Here is a 16,609-nt window from a genome sequence, read left to right as displayed (position 1 = left end):
CGGCCATGTCCGATTCCGTACCCGCGATCGCCGCGCTCGTCCGTGGACAACTCGACGAGACGCCCGGCGAAATCACCGCCGACTCCGCGCTCGAGCGCGACCTCCGGATGAACTCGGCGCAGGTGATCGACCTGCTTTCCCTGGTGGAGGACCACTTCGGCTGCACGATCGAGGACGAAGACCTCGGGAACATCCACCGGATCGGCGATCTGGCGTCCATCGTCGAACGGGGTGGCGCGACATGAACGCCCTGTCCGTCGAGCGGACCGACGCCGGCGACCTCGACGTCGTCGTGCGGGGGACCGGCGAGGGCAACGTGCTCGGCGGCGCGTTCTGGACCGAACTCGCCGATTTCACCGGCTCGCTCGCCGAGGAACGTGGCTGCGTGTTCCTGCGGGGAGCGGGGGACCTTTTCTCCCGCGGGCTGGACCTGCGGTGGTACCTCACCCGGCTCCGGCGCGCCGCGCGGCGGGGCGACACCACCGAGACGCTGTCGTCCGACATCCGGCGCCTGCAGCGGGCGATCACCGGTGTGGCGTCCTGCGCGCGCCCGGTCGTCGCGATCATCGACGGTGAATGCACCGGTGCCGCGTTCGAGCTGGTCAGCGCGTGCGATGTCCGGTTCGCCACCGAGCGGGCCTGGTTCTCGATGCCCGAGGCCGAATTGGGCGTGGTCGCCGATCTCGGCGGCCTGCAACGGCTGCCCCGGCTCGCCGGGGAAGGTGTCGTCCGGGAACTGGCCCTGGGCGGAGGCCGCTTCGAGGCCGCCCGCGCGCTGCGGGCCGGGCTGGTCAACGACGTGGCCGACTCGATGGCCGGGGCGCGGGACGCGGCCCACCGGTTCGCGGAGCTCGTCCGGGCCAAACCGCCGTCCGTGCTCGCCGAGGTCAAACGCGTGCTCGACCATCCGCACGGACCGGCGCTGACCGCCGGGTTGGACCGGGTCGCGACGTGGAACAGCGAGCACGCCCCAGCCCATCTCGCGAACGCCATGACCGAACGAATCGAGGCAGTGCGATGACTTCCGTACTCGGTGAACCGTCCGTGCGAGAGGTGACGCTGCGGTCTCCCGCCGTGGGGGACGCCGCCGCCGTGCACGATCTCGTCCGCCGGTCCGGGCGGCTCGACGTCAACACGCGGTACGCCTATCTGATCTGGTGCCGCGACTTCGCGTCGACCTCGCTGGTGGCCGAGCACGACGGCAGGATCCTCGGGTTCGTCACCGGGTACCGGCCGCCGCGCGATCCGGCCGTCTACTTCGCCTGGCAATCGGCGATCGACCAGGACCGGCCGGTACCGGGGCTCGCGTTCGCGATGATGGACGAGATCACCCGCCGGGTCCGCGCGGACGGCGCGCGGATCTTCGAAACGACGGTCAACCCCGGTAACCGGGCGATCATCATGCTGATCCGGAAACTCGCCGCGGAATACGCGGGCGAGCTGGAGATCAGCGAATTGTTCGGCGCCGCGGAACTCGGCGACGGGCACGACGTCGAGATGCTGTACCGGTTCTCCATCGAAAACCCTCGGCAAGGCTGAGCCGATGCCGAAACCCTGCTTTCGAGTGACACGGATCCGGGGGCCGCCACCGCGTGATTGGAACGGCCCATGATCGGGAACCCGGGGGAGCGGAAGCGTGCGGAGCGGAGAGGGAGGACGATGAGCGCGGGAACGCTGGCGGTGTTCATCGGCGTGGTCATGGTCGCCTACGTCGTCCCCGGCCCCGACTGGATGGTGATCCTGCGCTTTTCGGCGCGAAGGCGTTCCAGTGGATTCATCGCGGCGATCGGCGTGCAGTGCGGCCTGGCCGTGCACATGACGGCCGCGGCGCTCGGTGTCTCGACCGCTCTCCTGCACAGCTCGGTGGCGTTCACCGTGCTCAAACTCGTCGGAGCCGCTTACCTGGTCTACCTGGGGGCACAGGCACTCTGGAAGTCCTGGAAGACCGAGCCGGAGAGCGAGAAGCCCGGTGCGGATTCCGGCGAACCGGTGACCGGGCGCCCGTCGCGGATCTTCCGCCAGGCGTTCCTGTCCAACGTGCTCAATCCGAAGGCCGCGCTCTTCTTCGTGAGCGTGTTGCCCCAGTTCATCGACCGGGACGCCGCCGTGGCGCCCCAGGTGCTGCTGCTGGGCGGGCTCGACATCGCGCTGGGTGTCCTCTGGTGGGGACTGTTCGTGATGCTCACGGCGCGGTTGTCGGGCCTGATGCGACGCAGCGGGCCGCGCAAGGTGCTCGACCGGGTCACCGGGACGGCGCTCGTCGGCCTCGGCGGCGCGCTGGTGGTCAGCAGCTGAACGACTTTCACGAGGCAGCCGGGGTCCGTGCTGCCCGAAAAAGGCTTCATCGCGTTCGATAGGGGAACGAACATGTCGATCGAAGAAAACGGAATCACCGTCGTCACCGGCGGGCTCGGCTTCGTCGGCGGGCATCTGGTGCGGCATCTGCACGACGCCGGCGCCCGGGTGGTCGTCGCCGACATCGCCGATCCGGCGGCGGTGGTGCTGCCGCCGGGAATCGGCTACCGGCGCGCGGATCTGCGCGATCCGGGGCAGGCCGCGGCGGCGCTGGCCGGGGCGGCGACGGTGTTCCACCTCGCGGGCAACCCGAGCGGGACCCGATCGGTGGAGAACCCGCTGTTCGATTTCGGGATCAACGCCCTCGGCACGGCCAATCTGTGCGCGGGCGCGGTCTCGGCAGGCGTCTCCCGGCTCGTCTATCTCTCGTCGGCGATGGTCTACGGCAGACCGCGTGTGGTACCGATGCCGGAAACCCATGCCACCGAACCGTTTCTGCCCTACGGGGCGTCCAAACTGGCCGGTGAGCACGTGGTGCGCGCGTTCGGCGAGACGTTCGGCCTCGACACGGTCGTCGCCCGCGCGTTCACCCTGTACGGGCCTGGTGAGGATCCCCGGACGGCCGGGGGAGAGGTCTCGCAATACCTTCGCTGGCACCTCAACGGTCTTCCCGTCCAGGCGGCGGGCGACCTCGACCGGAAGACCCGCGACTTCGCCCACATCTCCGACGTCGTGCGCGCGCTGGAACTGGTGGCCCAGCGCGGGGAACGCGGCGCCACCTACAACCTGGGCACCGGGGCGGAGTACAGCCTGAGGCAGCTCGTGGACACGATCTCGTCGGCGACCGGGCGCGAGGTCGAACTCGTCGTGGACGCCTCCGTCACCGAAGACACCTATCGCCACGTTCCCGACATCGACCGCCTGCGAGGGCTGGGTTTCCGGCCGGAGATCGCTCTCGACGAGGGTGTCGCCCGGCTCGCCGCGGAACTGGGGCCGTCCCCGGAACTGCCCGCGGTGCCGACGTACTTCAAACCGGCGCGCCCGATCGCGAGCTGAGGGGAAACCATGACGACGTACCGAATCCCGCAGCACGGGCAGGGCAGTGGAGTGACCGAGGAAGACCTCGCGGCCGTGACGGCCGTGCTCACCTCCGGCGGACATCTCTCCGACGGCGCCGAGGTGGCGCGCTTCGAAGAGGAGTTCGCCCGGCGCACCGGCGCGGCCCACGCGGTGGCGGTGTCGAGCTGCACGATGGCACTGGAACTGGCCACACGTGTCCTCGAACTCGAACCGGGCGACGAGGTGGTCACGACACCGCTCACCTTCCAGGCGACCGCCGCGCCACTGCTGGGCCGCGACGTCACCGTCCGGTTCGCGGATATCGACGAGACCACGCTGTGCCTCGATCCGGCGTCCGCGGCCGACGCGCTCACGCCCCGAACGCGCGCGGTGTTCACCACCCACTACGGCGGTCTTTGCGGCGGGGTCGAAGAGTTGCGAGCGCTGACCGAGCGGGCCGGTGTGGCGCTCGTCGAGGACTGCGCGCACGCCATCGGAGCGTCCGCGGGCGGCCGCAGCGCGGGGACCTGGGGTGACATCGGCTGCTGGAGCTTCCACTCGCTGAAGAACATCTCGACCCTCGGCCAAGGTGGGATGCTCACCGTCCGCGACGCCGGAGTGGCCGATCGGCTGCGGGCGCTACGCGCGATCAACCCGGACGCCGAGTTCGTGCGCAGGGGCAAGCCACTCGAGTTCGGCCGCTACGGAACGGGAACGCCGCCCAGGCCGGTCACCCACGAGAAGAACGCGTACACCCACGACTGCGCCCGGATCAGGTCCGGCGGGCTGAACGCGCAACTCGCCGACCCCGCCGCGGCGATGGGCAGGTCCCAGCTGCGGCGGCTGGACAGCCTGATCGCGCGGCGCCACGCCGTGGCCGAGCGGCTCGACGCGGGGCTGCGTGAGCTCGGCGTCCAGGTGCTGGAGACGCCGGAGGGATATGCCCACGCCCACCACCTGTACGCGTTTCTCCTGCGGGACGAGGAGATCGACCGGGACGAACTCGTCCGGGACCTGGAGCGGGAGGGCATCGAGGTCGTGCTGCGGTACTTCCCGGTCCACCTGCTGCCGGAGTGGCGCCGGCGCGGCGGTGTCTTCGGTTCGGTGCCGGTCGCGGAGGACGTCTGGTTCCGGCGCCTGGTGAATCTGCCGCTCTCACCGCAACTCGGTCTCCACGACGCGGACTACGTCGTCGAGGCCGTCGGACGGGCGCTGGCGCGGCAGCGGGTGGAGGCGGTGGCGTGATGGATGCCGACATCCGAGAGTGCCTGAGCCGGTTCCGCCGCGAGCACGACGTTCCCGGTGTCGCCGTCTGCTCCTTCACCGCGGCCGGACCCGGCGTCGCGGTGGCCGACGGGGTCACCAGCGTCGAGACCGGGCACGCGATGACGCCGGACACCGTGTTCCGGATCTACTCGATCACGAAGATGCTCACCGCGACCGTTCTGGTCACCCTGGCCGACGAGGGCGTACTGGACCTCGATCGGCCGGTCGACGACTACGTTCCCGGCCTCCGCCGCCGCACCGGCGAGGGGACCGGCGGCGCGACCTTGCGGCATCTGCTCAGTCACCGTTCCGGGCTCCTGCCCGATGCGGTGACGCACGAAGGCCTCAGCCGCGACCCCGCGGGCCTCGCCGAGGCGGTCCGCCGCGACTACGCGCGGACGCCCGTGCTCACCGGACCGGGCCAGTTCTACGGCTACAGCAACCTCGGCGTCAGCCTGGCCGGGCTCGTCGCGCAGGAGGTCACCGGCACGCCGTTCGCGGAGTTGATGCGGCAGCGGCTGTTCGAACCGGCGGAGATGACCCGGAGCACGCACGACCCGATGGTCGCGATGACGCATTCCCTCGCCCAGCACCATGTCCGGTCCGGCGCGGCGCTGCGGGTCGAACACGATGCCAGGGCGGGGACGAAACACGAACCTTCGTCGCTGTGCTATTCGACCGTGGTGGACATGGCCCGATTCGGCGCGCTGCACCTGCGCGGGGGACTGGAAACCATGCACACACCGCATTCCGATCCCCGGCTGGACATCGACCTGCGCTACGGCCTCGGCTGCTATCTCACCCCGGAAACCGGAGGTGTCCGGCAGATCGGCCACGAAGGTTTTCTCGGCGGGATGTGGGCCAAGCTGATCCTCGACCCCGCGCGCGGACGCGGCGTGGTGTGGATGGACAACCGGGGAGAGGAACTGCGGGAGCGGCGCTACGAGGTGATGGCGTCGCTGTTCGACGGTCTGGGCCGGATCGAGGACTCCGACACCGATCCGAGGCCGGACGCCGTCGCCGCGCGCGCCTTGCCCGGCGAGTACGTCCGGGCGGGAGCGCCGACGCTGAACGTGTCCAGAGGCGGCGACGAGGACCTGGAATTGCGGTCACAGGAGGAATGCGCGCGGCTGGCACCGCATCTCGGCGGGGTGTGGCGGAGCCCGGCTCGGTTCGACCCCGGCGCGCCGCCGTGGGGTCCGCACGCCGGTACGCGGCGGATCGCGTTGGGCGCGACGGTGTCCGGCGACGGGAGTGTGCCGGTGGTGCATCTCAACGGCCTGCCCTACGTCCGGCGTGAGTGGCGGGATCGGCTGCGGGATCGCAGGATGGACAGCGTGATGGGGTGATGTGATGCGCGAGCGGGCGGCGGTCCTGCTGCTGTGTGCGGCTCAGTTCGTGGACGTGCTCGGGGTGACGATCGCGGTGATCGGCCTGCCGGAGATCGGCCGCCGGTTCCCCGGTGCGGAGGCCTCCACGCAATGGGTGGTCAGCGGCTACGCGTTGCTGTTCGGGGGTTTCCTGGTGTCGGCGGGGCGGGTCGCGGACCGCTACGGGCACCGGAGGACGTTCGTCTGGGGAATGACCGCGTTCCTGGCCGCGAGCCTCGCGGGTGGCTTGGCGCCCGGGATCGAGGTGCTGATCACCGCTCGCGCGATCCAGGGACTGGCCGCCGCGTTCGTCGTCCCGGCGGCGTTCGCCCTGGTGTTGTCCCTGACCGCCGAAGGCCGGGAGCGGGTGGTCGCGGTCGGCTGGTGGACGGCCACGGCGGCTGCCGGGGGAGCGGCCGGGTTCCTTTTCGGCGGACTGCTGGTGCACTACGCGGGCTGGCGCTCGATCTTCCTGCTCAACGTGCCGATCTGCCTGGCGGTGTTGCTGTTCGCGCGTTCCCTGCTGCCCGCACGTACCGAACGCGCCGGACGCGGTTCGCTGGACCTGCCGGGCGCCATGCTGGTGACCGGTGGGTTGCTCGCCGCGATCTACGGTGTCAGCGCGGCGACCGGAACCGTCCGGGTGGTCGCTCTCGCGGGCGCTGTCGCCTTGCTCGCGGCCTTCGTCGTGGTGGAGCGGCGGACCGCCGACCCGCTGGTCCCGGCACGTCTGGTCGGCACGCCGCGCTTCGACGCCGCGCTCGTGGTGGCGTTCGCGCTGACCTTCGCCACCACCCCGGCCAGTGTGCTGGGAACGGTGTTCTTCCAGCAGCAGCAAGGCTTGTCGGCCGGGACCACCGGATTCCTGTTCGCTCCCTTCAGCATCGGCGTCGTGGGCGGAAGCTGGCTGGGCACCCGGCTGCTGGACCGGCTCAGCGGCCGATGGGTCGCCTTCGGGGCGTTCGGTGTCGTCGCGGCGGCGCTGGTGATCGGGTTGATCGCGCTGCGCACCGGCTCGACGGCGGGCTTCGCGGTGTCGCTCGCGATCTCGGGAACCGGGCTCGGCGCGGCGTCGGTCGCGGCGACGAACGCCGGGACCTCCGTGGTGGGGGAGACGGACCGCGGTATCGCGTCCGGTCTGCTCAACACCGCGCCGCAGCTGGGCTCCGCGCTCGGCACGGCGGTGATCAGTACCGTCGCGCTGGGGAGCGGCGCGACCGATCTGCCGTCCGGGATCTTCGTGGCTTTGGGGGCCGCCGTCCTCGGTACGGCCGCGACCCTCGGACTGGGCGGGCCACGGGTCACAGCGGGGACCAACGGGGTGCGGTGAGCACTTCGCGCGGGCGTTCGAGGTCCGGCGAGACCGACATCACCGATCGACTCGTGCGTTGTGGTCTGTTCGACCGACAGCAGGGGAACACGCCTGCCGGTAGCTTGTGGCCGACCCCGATCGGACACTGGAGAAAGCCACCATGACGACTACCCGGCGCGCACTTGCCGTTCTGGCCACCACAGGGCTGGCCGTCTCGGTCCTCGGCACAGGCTCCGCCTCGGCCGCGACCAAGGGCAAGATCTACATCTCGAACAACTGCGGCAGCTCGGTCTCCACGACGATCCACCGCACCGACGGTGCGATGATCGCGGGCACCGGGGCCGCTCCGGCGGGCAGCTATTTCGGATACCCGGTCAATCCGGGTACCTATGAGGTTCGCGTGCCTGCGGGGAACCGGAACGTGAAGATCCTCGACCTCGGCAGCAAGGCGCACTCGGTCATCGTCAAGGCCTGCTGACGACCGTCGACACCATCCGTTGTTCGCCGCGATGTCGCAGCCGAAAAGCTCGACCGGGATCGCTGCCGGGGTTCTGGCGATTCTCGGCGGTCTCGGTTTCCTGGCAGCTGCCGCGCTCCACACCGTCGAGTTCGCCTATTCCCTTATCCTGCTCGCCGTCGGAGTCGTCGCCCCCGACATCGATCTCTCCGTCGCCGTTCCCGTCTTCCTGGGGATCGCCGCGGTGACCGATCTGTTCACCACAGCGCTGCTGGCGAGCGGTGGGATCATGCTGCTCCGGCGCAAAAGGCCTGGGCGGGTACTCGCCGCGGCCGGAGCGTCGATCGCATGCGGATTCGCCGGCCTGGTCCTGCTCGTGCCGTGGATAGGCTCGCGTTTCGCTGTCTCGTACAGCGGTTTCACCCCGCGCATCGGCTCCGGCTGGCCGTTCGCGGTGGTCCTGGTCGCGGCGGCCGCGACGCTCCTGTTGGCGCTGATGCCGCAAACGGCGCGCTGGCTCGGCCGTAGGCCCGATCACGGCTTCTCGCCGTCATCGGAACCCGGACGCCACCGGAGGTAGGGCGACGAGCTCCGTCGCTTGCGGACACGGACGGGAATGGCGACACCGCGCGATCCGGTCGTCCGCGGCGCTTGGTCGCGAAGCGTCCGATAAGCGGCCAGGACGGCGGCGAGGCGCTCGGGATCCGGGAACCGGCCATCGGGATGCAGCCTGCGAACGAGACGGCGATACGCCGTCGCGATATCGGCCGGGGTCGCGTCGCGAGCCACCCCGAGCACCGTGTACGGATCGGCCGTCATGCTCCATCACCTGCCCCGAAAACCCGGTCAGTGCCAGGGTTCCCGGTCCGCGAGCGCGGGAACATCACGTCGCTGGTCGGCCACGTCGGCGGGATCGGCCTCCGGTATCCGATTCGCGTCGAACGCCGTGGCCATTTCCTCGTCGAAGTGTTCGCCGGGGTCACCGTCCACCGCGTGGGCGAGCCGGTGCTGGTCGGCCACGTCCGCCACGGGCTTTTCGTCGTCGAGCATCGCGGTACTCCTGCGCTGAGGGGGCGCGGCCCGCACCGCGGAGGGCAGGCCGCGCCGCGTCGAGTGGTGCTCGGGAACGGTCAGGGGTTGATCTGCTTGGCCTTTTCGCCACCGGTGACGGCGATCTTGCGTGGCTTGGCCTGTTCGGCGATCGGGATGCGCAGGGTGAGCACCCCGGCGTCGTACTCCGCGCCGATGTCGTCGGTCTTCAGCGTGTCTCCCAGGAACAGCTGACGGCTGAACGCCCCGCGAGGCCTCTCGGCCACCTGGACCTCGATGTCCCCGCCCGGTTCGAGGGTGCGTTCGGCCTTGACCGTCAGCACGTTGCGTTCCACGTCGATTTCGATCGAATCCGGCGAGACCCCGGGCAGGTCGAACGCCACCACGTACTCGTTGCCGGACCGGTAGGCGTCCATCGGCATCATCACTTGGCGGGAAGCGGTGCCGTTGGCGCCCAGGAACTGCTGGGTGAGCCTGTCCAGCTCACGGAACGGATCGGTTCGCATCAACATCACAATTGCCTCCTTCCTCGTATCGCCACCTCTTCGCGGCGAAAGCGTGTGCCTTCGTTCTTTTCAACGGCGGCTCGCCGCTTCGTGTTCCTGTTCCGCCGCCGTGGTGTCCGGCGAGGAATCGCCGAAGGAGCTGAAGCGGAAACGAATCCGGCCGGCGCCGTCCGCGATCCGGTCGGCCATCGGTTCGATGATCCCGGCCGTGCCCGGCTCGTCGAGACGGGCCAGCAGGCGGGCGAGCTCGTCGGGTGCCTCGACCGGTTCGACGGGTGTCTGGATCAGTGTGCGATGCAGGATGCCGACGTCCCAGCCGCTGGTGTTGCCGCTGCCGGCGGGGACCGCGACGGTGGCGTCGAACAGCCAGCGTGGGGATTTGCCGGGAATCGACGGGGTGGCGTGCGCGGTCAGCCCGATGACCTGGTCGGCACGGAGAAGACCATCGCTGAGCGTGCGTATCCAGACTTTGTTCAACCCCATGAATGCTCCATCGGTTCGTGAGCGGGAGTCCGTGGTCAGTCGCGGGTGAGATCGTCCAGGTGGTATCTGCGGGCGGCCACGGTGACCATCGCGACGATGCCCGTGACCACGGTGCTGAAAACGATCACAGCTGCCATGCTTTTCCGTCCTTGTGGAGAGGTGTGGCCCGTTAGCACTCTCGACCCCCGAGTGCTAATTCTCTGATAGCACGTCGGGCGCGGGGCCGCAAGTGTGCGGGGCTTGACATCCTCGGCAAGGCGAGTTACATAGTTTTTCAGAGATGACTTGACCTGGCTTCGGTCCCGACGACGTTCCGGGGAGTGATCGAGATGCGGCACGGTACCCGCCGTACAGCGGTGAACGAAGCGTTCGCCGAGCTGGTGTACGCGGACCGGGTGTGGCTGCGCACCGAGTTCGAGTCGATCATCGCGGCCTCTTTCGCCGATGTCTCACGTATTCCCCCTCGGCGTCCGCGGGGCGTGGCCCCGTCCGAGCGATCACGGGCCGCTCGGACCGCACGGCCGGCCCGTTCACCGGCAGCGCGACCGTGTCCCGCGGTCCACGTCGGTGAGCGCTGGATGCGGCAGCGTTCACCTCCGGTACCGGTTCGTGGAGTCCGGCACGGCTGAGTGAAAGGCAGGTGATGTCATCGAGCGCGACTTTCAGGACTGTGACACTCCGGCGACCCCGCCGCGCGCCGCGGCGGGGTCCTTACCAGTGGCCGTTGGCCGCTTGTAAGAAGTCCATCCCGCTGCGGGTTGAACCACACGTGCACTCACCGTACGCCGCGAGGACGCTCCCGCAGAGCGCGGGACAAGTCGCGAATCGGTCTCCGCAGGTGTGTCCCGGGCGGAACCGGGGTAACCGGCCCCTGATTCATCCGGATCATGGGAAAGGGAATCGACATGAGCCTGAACGACGACGACATCTCCACCACCTCGGACAAGGACAAGGAAGGACCGGCCGACGCCGGGGCGGGCCAGGGGACTTCCGGCGAGCACGACGGTGGGGCGGACGGTGGCGCCGAAGGGCCTGCCGATTCCGGCGCCGGCGAAGGCACCCCCGGCCAGCACGACGGCGGAGCCGACGGCGGCGCGGACAGTGGCGCGAGCTGATCTGAGCGAGCCGTCCACCGATACCGGGCCAAGGCGCGAAAGCGTCCCGGTGCCGGTGGACGGCCGCGCGTCAAAAACTGTCCTGTCGCGCCTGGTCGGTTCCGACATCGAGGAGTTCGCCGCCCGGCATTGGGGCAGGAAACCGTTGTTGCGGCGAACCGGCGGCGACTTCGGTGATCTGCTCGATCTGGACGGCGTCGACGAAATCCTTTCCCGCCGCGGGCTGCGGACGCCGTTCCTGCGGCTGGCTCGCGACGGCGCGGTGGTCGATTCCCGCTCGTTCACCGGCGGGGGCGGTGTGGGTGCGGAGATCGGCGACCAGGTCCGCGACGACCGGGTCGCCGCTCTTTTCGCCGACGGCAGCACCATCGTGCTCCAGGGGCTGCACCGCATCTGGCCGGCCGTCATCGACTTCACCACGCGCCTGGCCGACGAGCTCGGCCATCCCGCGCAGGTGAACGCCTACGTCACCCCGCCGTCGTCGCAAGGCTTCTCGGCGCATTACGACGTGCACGACGTCTTCGTGCTCCAGGTGGCAGGCCGCAAACGATGGAAGGTGCACGCGCCCGTCCACCCGTCGCCGCTGCGTGATCAGCCGTGGAGCGAGCACGCCGATGCCGTGGCCGCGCGGGCCCGTGACGACGCTGCGGTCATCGACGAAGTCCTCGAACCGGGCGACATGATGTATCTGCCCCGCGGCTGGCTCCATTCGGCGACGGCGCTCGGTGACGTTTCCGCGCATCTGACCGTCGGCGTCCACGTGATCACCGCGTTCGCTCTGGTGGAGGCGCTCACCGCGCTCGTCGGTTCCGAGGAAGGGCTGCGCGCGTCGCTCCCGCTCGGGATGGACGTCGGCGACCCGGACCGGCTGGAAACGTATGTCGAGTCCGTCCGGGAAACTCTGATCGCCGCGCTGCGGGCGGTGCCCGGCGACGCCCTCGCCCGGCATGTCCGGGACAAGGTGTGGCAAGGGAATCGTCCGGAACCGCTGGCACCGGTCGCCACGGCCAGGTTCGCGCTCGGCCTTGGCGACGGGGATGCCGTGCGGCGTCGCGACGGTTTGCGTTTCCGCATCGGCGACACAGCGGACGGCAGGATCGTTCTCGAACTCCCGGATCGTCGCCTTTCGTTGCCGGCAGCCACCTCGACCGCCTTGACGGTGCTACTGGACGGAAGGGTGTGGCGGCTGGGGGAGATCCCGGGAATGGATCGAAGCGATCAGTTCGTGCTCGTGCGCCGCCTGCTCAGGGAAGGCGTGCTGATGGCCGCGACGGCATGATCGCGACACCGGCGCAACGGTGCGCGGACCTGGCCGAAGCCGCGGGCGATCCCAGGGAGGGAACGGCCCCGCCCGCGGAGCACTGGCTCTTGGTCGAGCATCCGGGCCCCTGGGGCCGCTTCGCGCTCAGGGAATCCGGGATGGATCCGGGCGCGGTCGCCTCGCTCGTTTCGTGGGCGGCGCGGGTCAATGGCCGGATCGCTCTGGTGCGCCGTGTCGCTCGGCGTCCGGCCATCCGCGATCGGCCGTTCCGCTGGTTCCGCGTCGACGCCCGCCCCGGCCACGAGCAGATCCGCACCGGGGAATTCAGCGACGCCGCGGAACTCGGCCGCAGCACCTTCGCCGAGGGACGCGTGTGGCCGGAACCCCTCGCGCTCGTGTGCGTCCATGGCAGACACGACACCTGCTGCGCGGTGCGCGGCCGTTCGCTCGCGACCACGCTGGCCGCGGAGTTCTCCGAGTCCACTTGGGAATGCAGCCATCTCGGCGGCTGCCGGTTCGCTCCCTCGATGGTGTTGCTGCCACACGGCTTCACCTTCGGCGGCCTGCGTCCGGCCGACGCGAGCGGTCTTTTCCGACGGTACCTTGACGGGGTCGTCGACGGCCGGTTCCTGCGTGGCCGTTCCTCGCACCTACCGGTCGTCCAAGCGGCGCACCATCACGCCCGCGCCGCCACCGGCGTCGTCGGCATCGACGATCTCCGGCTGACGAAGACCACACGAACCGGTGATACCGACTGGCAGGTGGTCTTCGCCGAACCCGACTGCATCGTGCGGCTGCGCGAAGGCCGGATCCCGGCAGGCCGACGGCTCACGTGCGCGACCGAGCCCGTGCGGACGATACGGGTGTTCGAACTGCTGGATTTCCGGTACTGATCGTGGCTGACCGTATGGGGGATCAGTGGTGGTAGGGCGCGATCGGCGCCGTGATGGTCGTCATGTTCGTGATCAAGCCTCTGGTTCCGGCGAATGCCCTCGGCGTCACGATTCCGGTCGTGATCGTCCTGGGTGTCCTCGCGGTCAAAGGTGATCGCCCGGCTCGCACGCCCGCTCGCGCTCAGCGCACGCTGCATCGTCGATTCGGAGCGGTCATTTGTCGTCGTCGGAGGAAAGCAGGCCCGACTTCTCGGCTCGGGCCACCACCTTTTTGACGAACTCGATTGAACCGCAGTCCTGGTCGAGCAGGGCGTTGCGGCGTTGGGCCCACGCCGTGCCCAGGTCCTGGCGGATTTTCTCGCTCACTTCGGTGCGCGCTGGGTTGAGGATCGTCTGCTCTTCCTCGCCGATGTGGTGCATGAGCGCCTCAGCCAGCTTCTCGACCGCGTCGTCGAATTTCTGTGTGTCGGTGCCTTTGCATTCCAGCAGGTCCAACAGCGCCTGGTTGCCTTCGGCGTGTTCTTCCTCGCCGTGTTCCTGCTCGTGCTTGTCGATGGCGTCCTTGCGCCGCAGGGCGGGGTAGACATCCTGTTCTTCGGCTTCACCGTGCGCTATCAGTGCCGCCGACAACGCGGCTCGGGCACCTTCCCGGTCCGCGGTCGCGTCCCGCAGGTCACGGAGGAGCTGTTCGAACAGGCGGTGGTCGTCCAGGATGAGGTCCACGACGTCACCAGCAACTGGACGGGGAATCGTCACGGCAGTCATATGCCGACAATTCCTGGGCAGCGGCCGTCCTGCAACTCGAAGCACGGCCGAAGGACGAGGCGGCCCGCCCCACGACAAGGGAACGGGCCGCCGTCCAGATCACTGTCAGCCGTCGTACCAGCCGTAGTTGACGATGCGGCCGTGGTTGTAGCAGTCGCCGCCCCACAGCCAGGTGCCCGGTCCCACCAACGGTCCGTGGGTTTCGTGGCCGTCCGAGCACTTGGTCCAGGCGCCGCTGCGGCCGTAGTCCACGAACACGGTGGCGTTCCACGCGACGCCGTCGTAGTAGGTGGTCGTCCACCTGGCCACGTGGCTGGTGCCGACCTCCCCGCCGATCGCCGAGTGATGCTTCCCCTCGGTGTCGGCGGACGCCGAGCCGGCGCCTGCCAGCAGGACACCCCCGGTCAGCGCCACGGCCCCCGCCGCCACCGCGATTCTGCGGATCGTCACGTTATCCATTTCCCCTCCGGTGATCGTTTCCGGTTTTCGAGCACGAGCGCCGTGTAAAGCGCGGCCCCCGCTGTCACCTGTCTAGTGCGGCGGGAGCGTTCTGTGCCGGGGAGTGGACAGCGAACGACAAACTTCCGGACAATGGAGAAAAGCAGACACCTGGGGGGTGGCTGATGCCACGGTATGAACGTCCCTTTGTTACGGACGAAGATTCGTTGTCACAGTTCGCGGGGGATCTACGACGATTACGCGAGAACGCCGGAAGCCCGCCGTATCGCGAATTGAGCAAGCGGGCCCACTACGCGGCGAGCACCTTGTCCGACGCGGCGGGCGGCCGGAAACTGCCGACTCTGGCGGTGACCTTGGCCTATGTCCGGGCCTGTGAAGGCGACCTCGCCGAGTGGGAGGAGCGCTGGTACGCGATCACCACGATGAACCGTGCCCCGGAGCCCGAGGAAATCGACGAAGAGATCCCCTATCCGGGTCTCGCCGCATTCGGGGCGCATCAGGCAGGCTATTTCTTCGGTCGCGAGCACCTCGTCGAAGAATTGTCGCGCCAAGTCACCGAACGGCGACTCGTCGCGGTTTCCGGCGCATCGGGATCCGGCAAGTCCTCCTTGCTGGAGGCGGGGCTGATCGCGGCTGTCCGGAGATCCGGCCGGGATCGGACGATCGTGCGACTCACTCCCGGACCACATCCGCTCCGGGAAAGCGCGATCCAGCTGGCCGCGGTGAGCGGCGGATCGGCGGTCCGGCTGCACGGGGAGCTGACGGCGGATCCGGCGGGACTGCATCTGCGGGTCCGTCAGCTCCTGGCGAGGCGGCACGCGGACGCGGAACTGCTACTCGTCGTCGATCAGTTCGAAGAGGTCTTCACCCGCTGCCGGACTGCGGAGGAGCGTGACGCCTTCGTCGCGGTGCTCCTGCACGCCGTCCAGGAACCGGACAGCCGGACCCGGCTCGTGGTGGGTGTGCGTTCGGACTTCATCGGACACTGCGACAGGTACCCGGCGCTCGCCGCGGCGCTGAGCCCCGAGAACCGGGTCGACACCGGGCCGATGACCGCAGAGCAGCTACGCTCGGCGATCATGCGACCGGCGATCGCCACCGGACACCAGCTGGAAGGCGCGCTGGTCGCCACGATCATGGCCGAGACGGCGGGCGGGCACGGTGTTCTCCCGCTCGTCTCCCAGGCGATGCGCCGGACCTGGCGACGCCCTCACGGCGCCACGCTCACCCTCGCGGCGTACCAGGCGTCCGGCGGGATAACGCGTGCCCTGGCCGACACGGCCGAGAAGGTCTTCGGCGAGTTCGACCGAATCGGGCAGCGGCAAGCACGGGACGTGTTCCTCCGGCTGACCACGCTGGGATTCGATGGTTACGACACCCGGCGGCGCGTCCCCGCGCACGAACTCGACCCGGCCGCCGCCCCGGTGGTCGCCCGGCTGGTCGATGCCCGGCTCGTGACCGCCGGCGCCGACGGGCTGGAGTTCGCGCACGACGCGCTCATCCGCGAGTGGCCGCGGCTGCGGAACTGGCTGTCCACCGGTCGCGGCCGTCTGTACCTGCACCGGCGGCTGACCGAGGCCGCAGGGGTGTGGGAACGCGCGAACCGCGACCCGGCGCCGCTCTACCGGGGCAGCCAGCTCGACGAAGCGATCACGTTGGCCGGATCGACGAGACTGACCCTCCGGGAACACCAGTTCCTCGCCGCGAGCATCCAGACCCGCGAAGAAGAGACGGCCCAGGCGGACCGATCCGCGTGGCGGCTCCGACGGCTGGCGGCCGCGACGGTGGTCATGAGCGGGCTGGCCGCGGCCTCGGTCGCGCTGGCCGTCCGGGAACGGAGGCAGACACTGGCGCTTTGCTGGTGACCGCGTGCCACTACTCGGCCGGCTGCTGAGATCAGCCGGTGACGTCCAGATGCGCGGGAACCGGGGTGGGTTTGGGCGCTTTGCCGCTGGGCTGGGGTTTGTCGGCGGCGGGCTTGGTCGTCGGTTCCGGTGAAGTACCTGCCTTGGCACAGGTGGCCGAAGCGATGTCCACGGTCTGGGTCTGGCCGAGCAGCCTGGCCGATACCGCGGTCACGGTGAGGGTGCCGTCGTTGTTCTTGGTCTGCTTGTTCACCACGAGTTCGATCAGTTGGGCCACCGGGACGGTGGTGTTCGGCGGCACCCGGTCGAGGTCGAGGACCTTGCCGCCGGCCTTCAGCTTCGCGATCGACACCGAACCTTTGCCGTCGCGGCATTCTGCCCTGATCGCTTCAGCGCTCAGCCCGGGTAGCGGGAGCGTGGCGGGTAGGAGGCCGAGGTTGAGCGCGAGGCCGG

The 16,609-nt window shown here is 69.4% G+C and carries 21 protein-coding genes; 14 read left to right on the top strand and 7 right to left on the bottom strand.

Features of this window, described 5'->3' with window-relative positions; translation table 11 throughout:
* Positions 1–5 precede the first annotated feature (5 nt).
* The 10 genes from ED92_RS17130 to ED92_RS17085 all read left to right on the top strand — a co-directional run bounded on the left by ED92_RS17130 (position 6) and on the right by ED92_RS17085 (position 8,339).
* Positions 6–245: an acyl carrier protein gene (locus ED92_RS17130; protein WP_037339108.1), complete on the top strand. Its 240-nt coding sequence runs from the start codon at positions 6–8 to the stop codon at positions 243–245.
* Positions 242–1,021: an enoyl-CoA hydratase-related protein gene (locus tag ED92_RS17125; protein WP_037339105.1), complete on the top strand. Its 780-nt coding sequence runs from the start codon at positions 242–244 to the stop codon at positions 1,019–1,021. The genes ED92_RS17130 and ED92_RS17125 overlap by 4 nt, the downstream gene beginning before the upstream one ends.
* Positions 1,018–1,539: a diaminobutyrate acetyltransferase gene (gene ectA, locus ED92_RS17120; RefSeq protein WP_052120621.1), complete on the top strand. Its 522-nt coding sequence runs from the start codon at positions 1,018–1,020 to the stop codon at positions 1,537–1,539. The genes ED92_RS17125 and ectA overlap by 4 nt, the downstream gene beginning before the upstream one ends.
* A 120-nt stretch (positions 1,540–1,659) precedes the next feature.
* Positions 1,660–2,295, top strand: a complete 636-nt coding sequence (locus tag ED92_RS17115; RefSeq protein WP_037339102.1) for a LysE family translocator — start codon at positions 1,660–1,662, stop codon at positions 2,293–2,295.
* Positions 2,296–2,367: 72 nt separating this feature from the next.
* The gene (locus tag ED92_RS17110; protein ID WP_152610941.1) at positions 2,368–3,351 is read left to right on the top strand and encodes an NAD(P)-dependent oxidoreductase; all 984 of its coding nucleotides are present in this window, start codon (positions 2,368–2,370) and stop codon (positions 3,349–3,351) included.
* A gap of 9 nt (positions 3,352–3,360) precedes the next feature.
* Entirely contained in the window at positions 3,361–4,599 is a 1,239-nt protein-coding gene (locus tag ED92_RS17105) for a DegT/DnrJ/EryC1/StrS aminotransferase family protein (RefSeq protein WP_037339100.1), read from the top strand.
* The gene (locus ED92_RS41385; protein WP_052120617.1) at positions 4,599–5,969 is read left to right on the top strand and encodes a serine hydrolase; all 1,371 of its coding nucleotides are present in this window, start codon (positions 4,599–4,601) and stop codon (positions 5,967–5,969) included. The genes ED92_RS17105 and ED92_RS41385 overlap by 1 nt, the downstream gene beginning before the upstream one ends.
* A 4-nt stretch (positions 5,970–5,973) precedes the next feature.
* Positions 5,974–7,320: an MFS transporter gene (locus ED92_RS17095; RefSeq protein WP_152610940.1), complete on the top strand. Its 1,347-nt coding sequence runs from the start codon at positions 5,974–5,976 to the stop codon at positions 7,318–7,320.
* A 142-nt stretch (positions 7,321–7,462) separates the two neighbouring features.
* A complete protein-coding gene (locus tag ED92_RS17090) occupies positions 7,463–7,780 on the top strand; it encodes a hypothetical protein (protein ID WP_037340209.1) in 318 nt (105 codons plus the stop codon).
* Positions 7,781–7,811: 31 nt separating this feature from the next.
* A complete protein-coding gene (locus ED92_RS17085; RefSeq protein ID WP_052120732.1) occupies positions 7,812–8,339 on the top strand; it encodes a hypothetical protein in 528 nt (175 codons plus the stop codon).
* On the opposite strand, the gene ED92_RS17080 is transcribed toward ED92_RS17085, so the two are convergent.
* From ED92_RS17080 to ED92_RS17065, 4 genes are all read right to left on the bottom strand, one after another.
* Positions 8,294–8,578 carry a J domain-containing protein gene (locus ED92_RS17080; protein WP_037339097.1) on the bottom strand — a complete coding sequence of 95 codons (285 nt, stop codon included), beginning with the start codon at positions 8,576–8,578 and terminating at the stop codon, positions 8,294–8,296. The two genes, ED92_RS17085 and ED92_RS17080, sit on opposite strands and share 46 nt — an antisense overlap.
* Before the next feature lie 27 nt (positions 8,579–8,605).
* Positions 8,606–8,809, bottom strand: coding sequence for a hypothetical protein (locus ED92_RS17075; protein ID WP_037339096.1), 204 nt, complete (start codon positions 8,807–8,809; stop codon positions 8,606–8,608).
* Between the two features lie 80 nt (positions 8,810–8,889).
* On the bottom strand, positions 8,890–9,321 hold the full coding sequence (locus ED92_RS17070) for an Hsp20/alpha crystallin family protein (protein ID WP_037339093.1): 432 nt from the start codon (positions 9,319–9,321) through the stop codon (positions 8,890–8,892).
* Between the two features lie 63 nt (positions 9,322–9,384).
* Complete coding sequence (locus ED92_RS17065) at positions 9,385–9,798, bottom strand: hypothetical protein (RefSeq protein WP_037339090.1); 414 nt, start codon at positions 9,796–9,798, stop codon at positions 9,385–9,387.
* Positions 9,799–10,703: 905 nt separating this feature from the next.
* On the opposite strand from ED92_RS17065, the gene ED92_RS17060 reads away from it, so the two are divergent.
* The 3 genes from ED92_RS17060 to ED92_RS17050 are packed head-to-tail and all read left to right on the top strand — an operon-like array spanning position 10,704 to position 13,067.
* Positions 10,704–10,913 carry a hypothetical protein gene (locus ED92_RS17060; RefSeq protein WP_037340202.1) on the top strand — a complete coding sequence of 70 codons (210 nt, stop codon included), beginning with the start codon at positions 10,704–10,706 and terminating at the stop codon, positions 10,911–10,913.
* A complete protein-coding gene (locus ED92_RS17055) occupies positions 10,900–12,192 on the top strand; it encodes a cupin domain-containing protein (RefSeq protein ID WP_235213301.1) in 1,293 nt (430 codons plus the stop codon). Before ED92_RS17060 ends, ED92_RS17055 begins: the two co-directional genes overlap by 14 nt.
* Positions 12,189–13,067, top strand: a complete 879-nt coding sequence (locus tag ED92_RS17050) for a sucrase ferredoxin (RefSeq protein ID WP_037339087.1) — start codon at positions 12,189–12,191, stop codon at positions 13,065–13,067. The genes ED92_RS17055 and ED92_RS17050 overlap by 4 nt, the downstream gene beginning before the upstream one ends.
* A 213-nt stretch (positions 13,068–13,280) precedes the next feature.
* On the opposite strand, the gene ED92_RS17045 is transcribed toward ED92_RS17050, so the two are convergent.
* On the bottom strand, positions 13,281–13,790 hold the full coding sequence (locus tag ED92_RS17045) for a hemerythrin domain-containing protein (protein ID WP_235213300.1): 510 nt from the start codon (positions 13,788–13,790) through the stop codon (positions 13,281–13,283).
* 147 nt (positions 13,791–13,937) lie between these two features.
* The gene (locus ED92_RS17040) at positions 13,938–14,282 is read right to left on the bottom strand and encodes a hypothetical protein (protein WP_200882711.1); all 345 of its coding nucleotides are present in this window, start codon (positions 14,280–14,282) and stop codon (positions 13,938–13,940) included.
* A gap of 281 nt (positions 14,283–14,563) precedes the next feature.
* On the opposite strand from ED92_RS17040, the gene ED92_RS42785 reads away from it, so the two are divergent.
* Positions 14,564–16,156, top strand: a complete 1,593-nt coding sequence (locus tag ED92_RS42785; protein ID WP_052120611.1) for a hypothetical protein — start codon at positions 14,564–14,566, stop codon at positions 16,154–16,156.
* 31 nt (positions 16,157–16,187) lie between these two features.
* On the opposite strand, the gene ED92_RS17030 is transcribed toward ED92_RS42785, so the two are convergent.
* A partial coding sequence (locus ED92_RS17030; protein ID WP_235213299.1) for a choice-of-anchor P family protein occupies positions 16,188–16,609 on the bottom strand: 422 nt, incomplete at its 5' end.

This window comes from Amycolatopsis sp. MJM2582 (assembly GCF_000754115.1).
Classification (GTDB): domain Bacteria; phylum Actinomycetota; class Actinomycetes; order Mycobacteriales; family Pseudonocardiaceae; genus Amycolatopsis; species Amycolatopsis japonica.
Note: the sequence above shows the minus strand (reverse complement) of the source record. Positions and strands in the feature narration are given on the sequence as shown.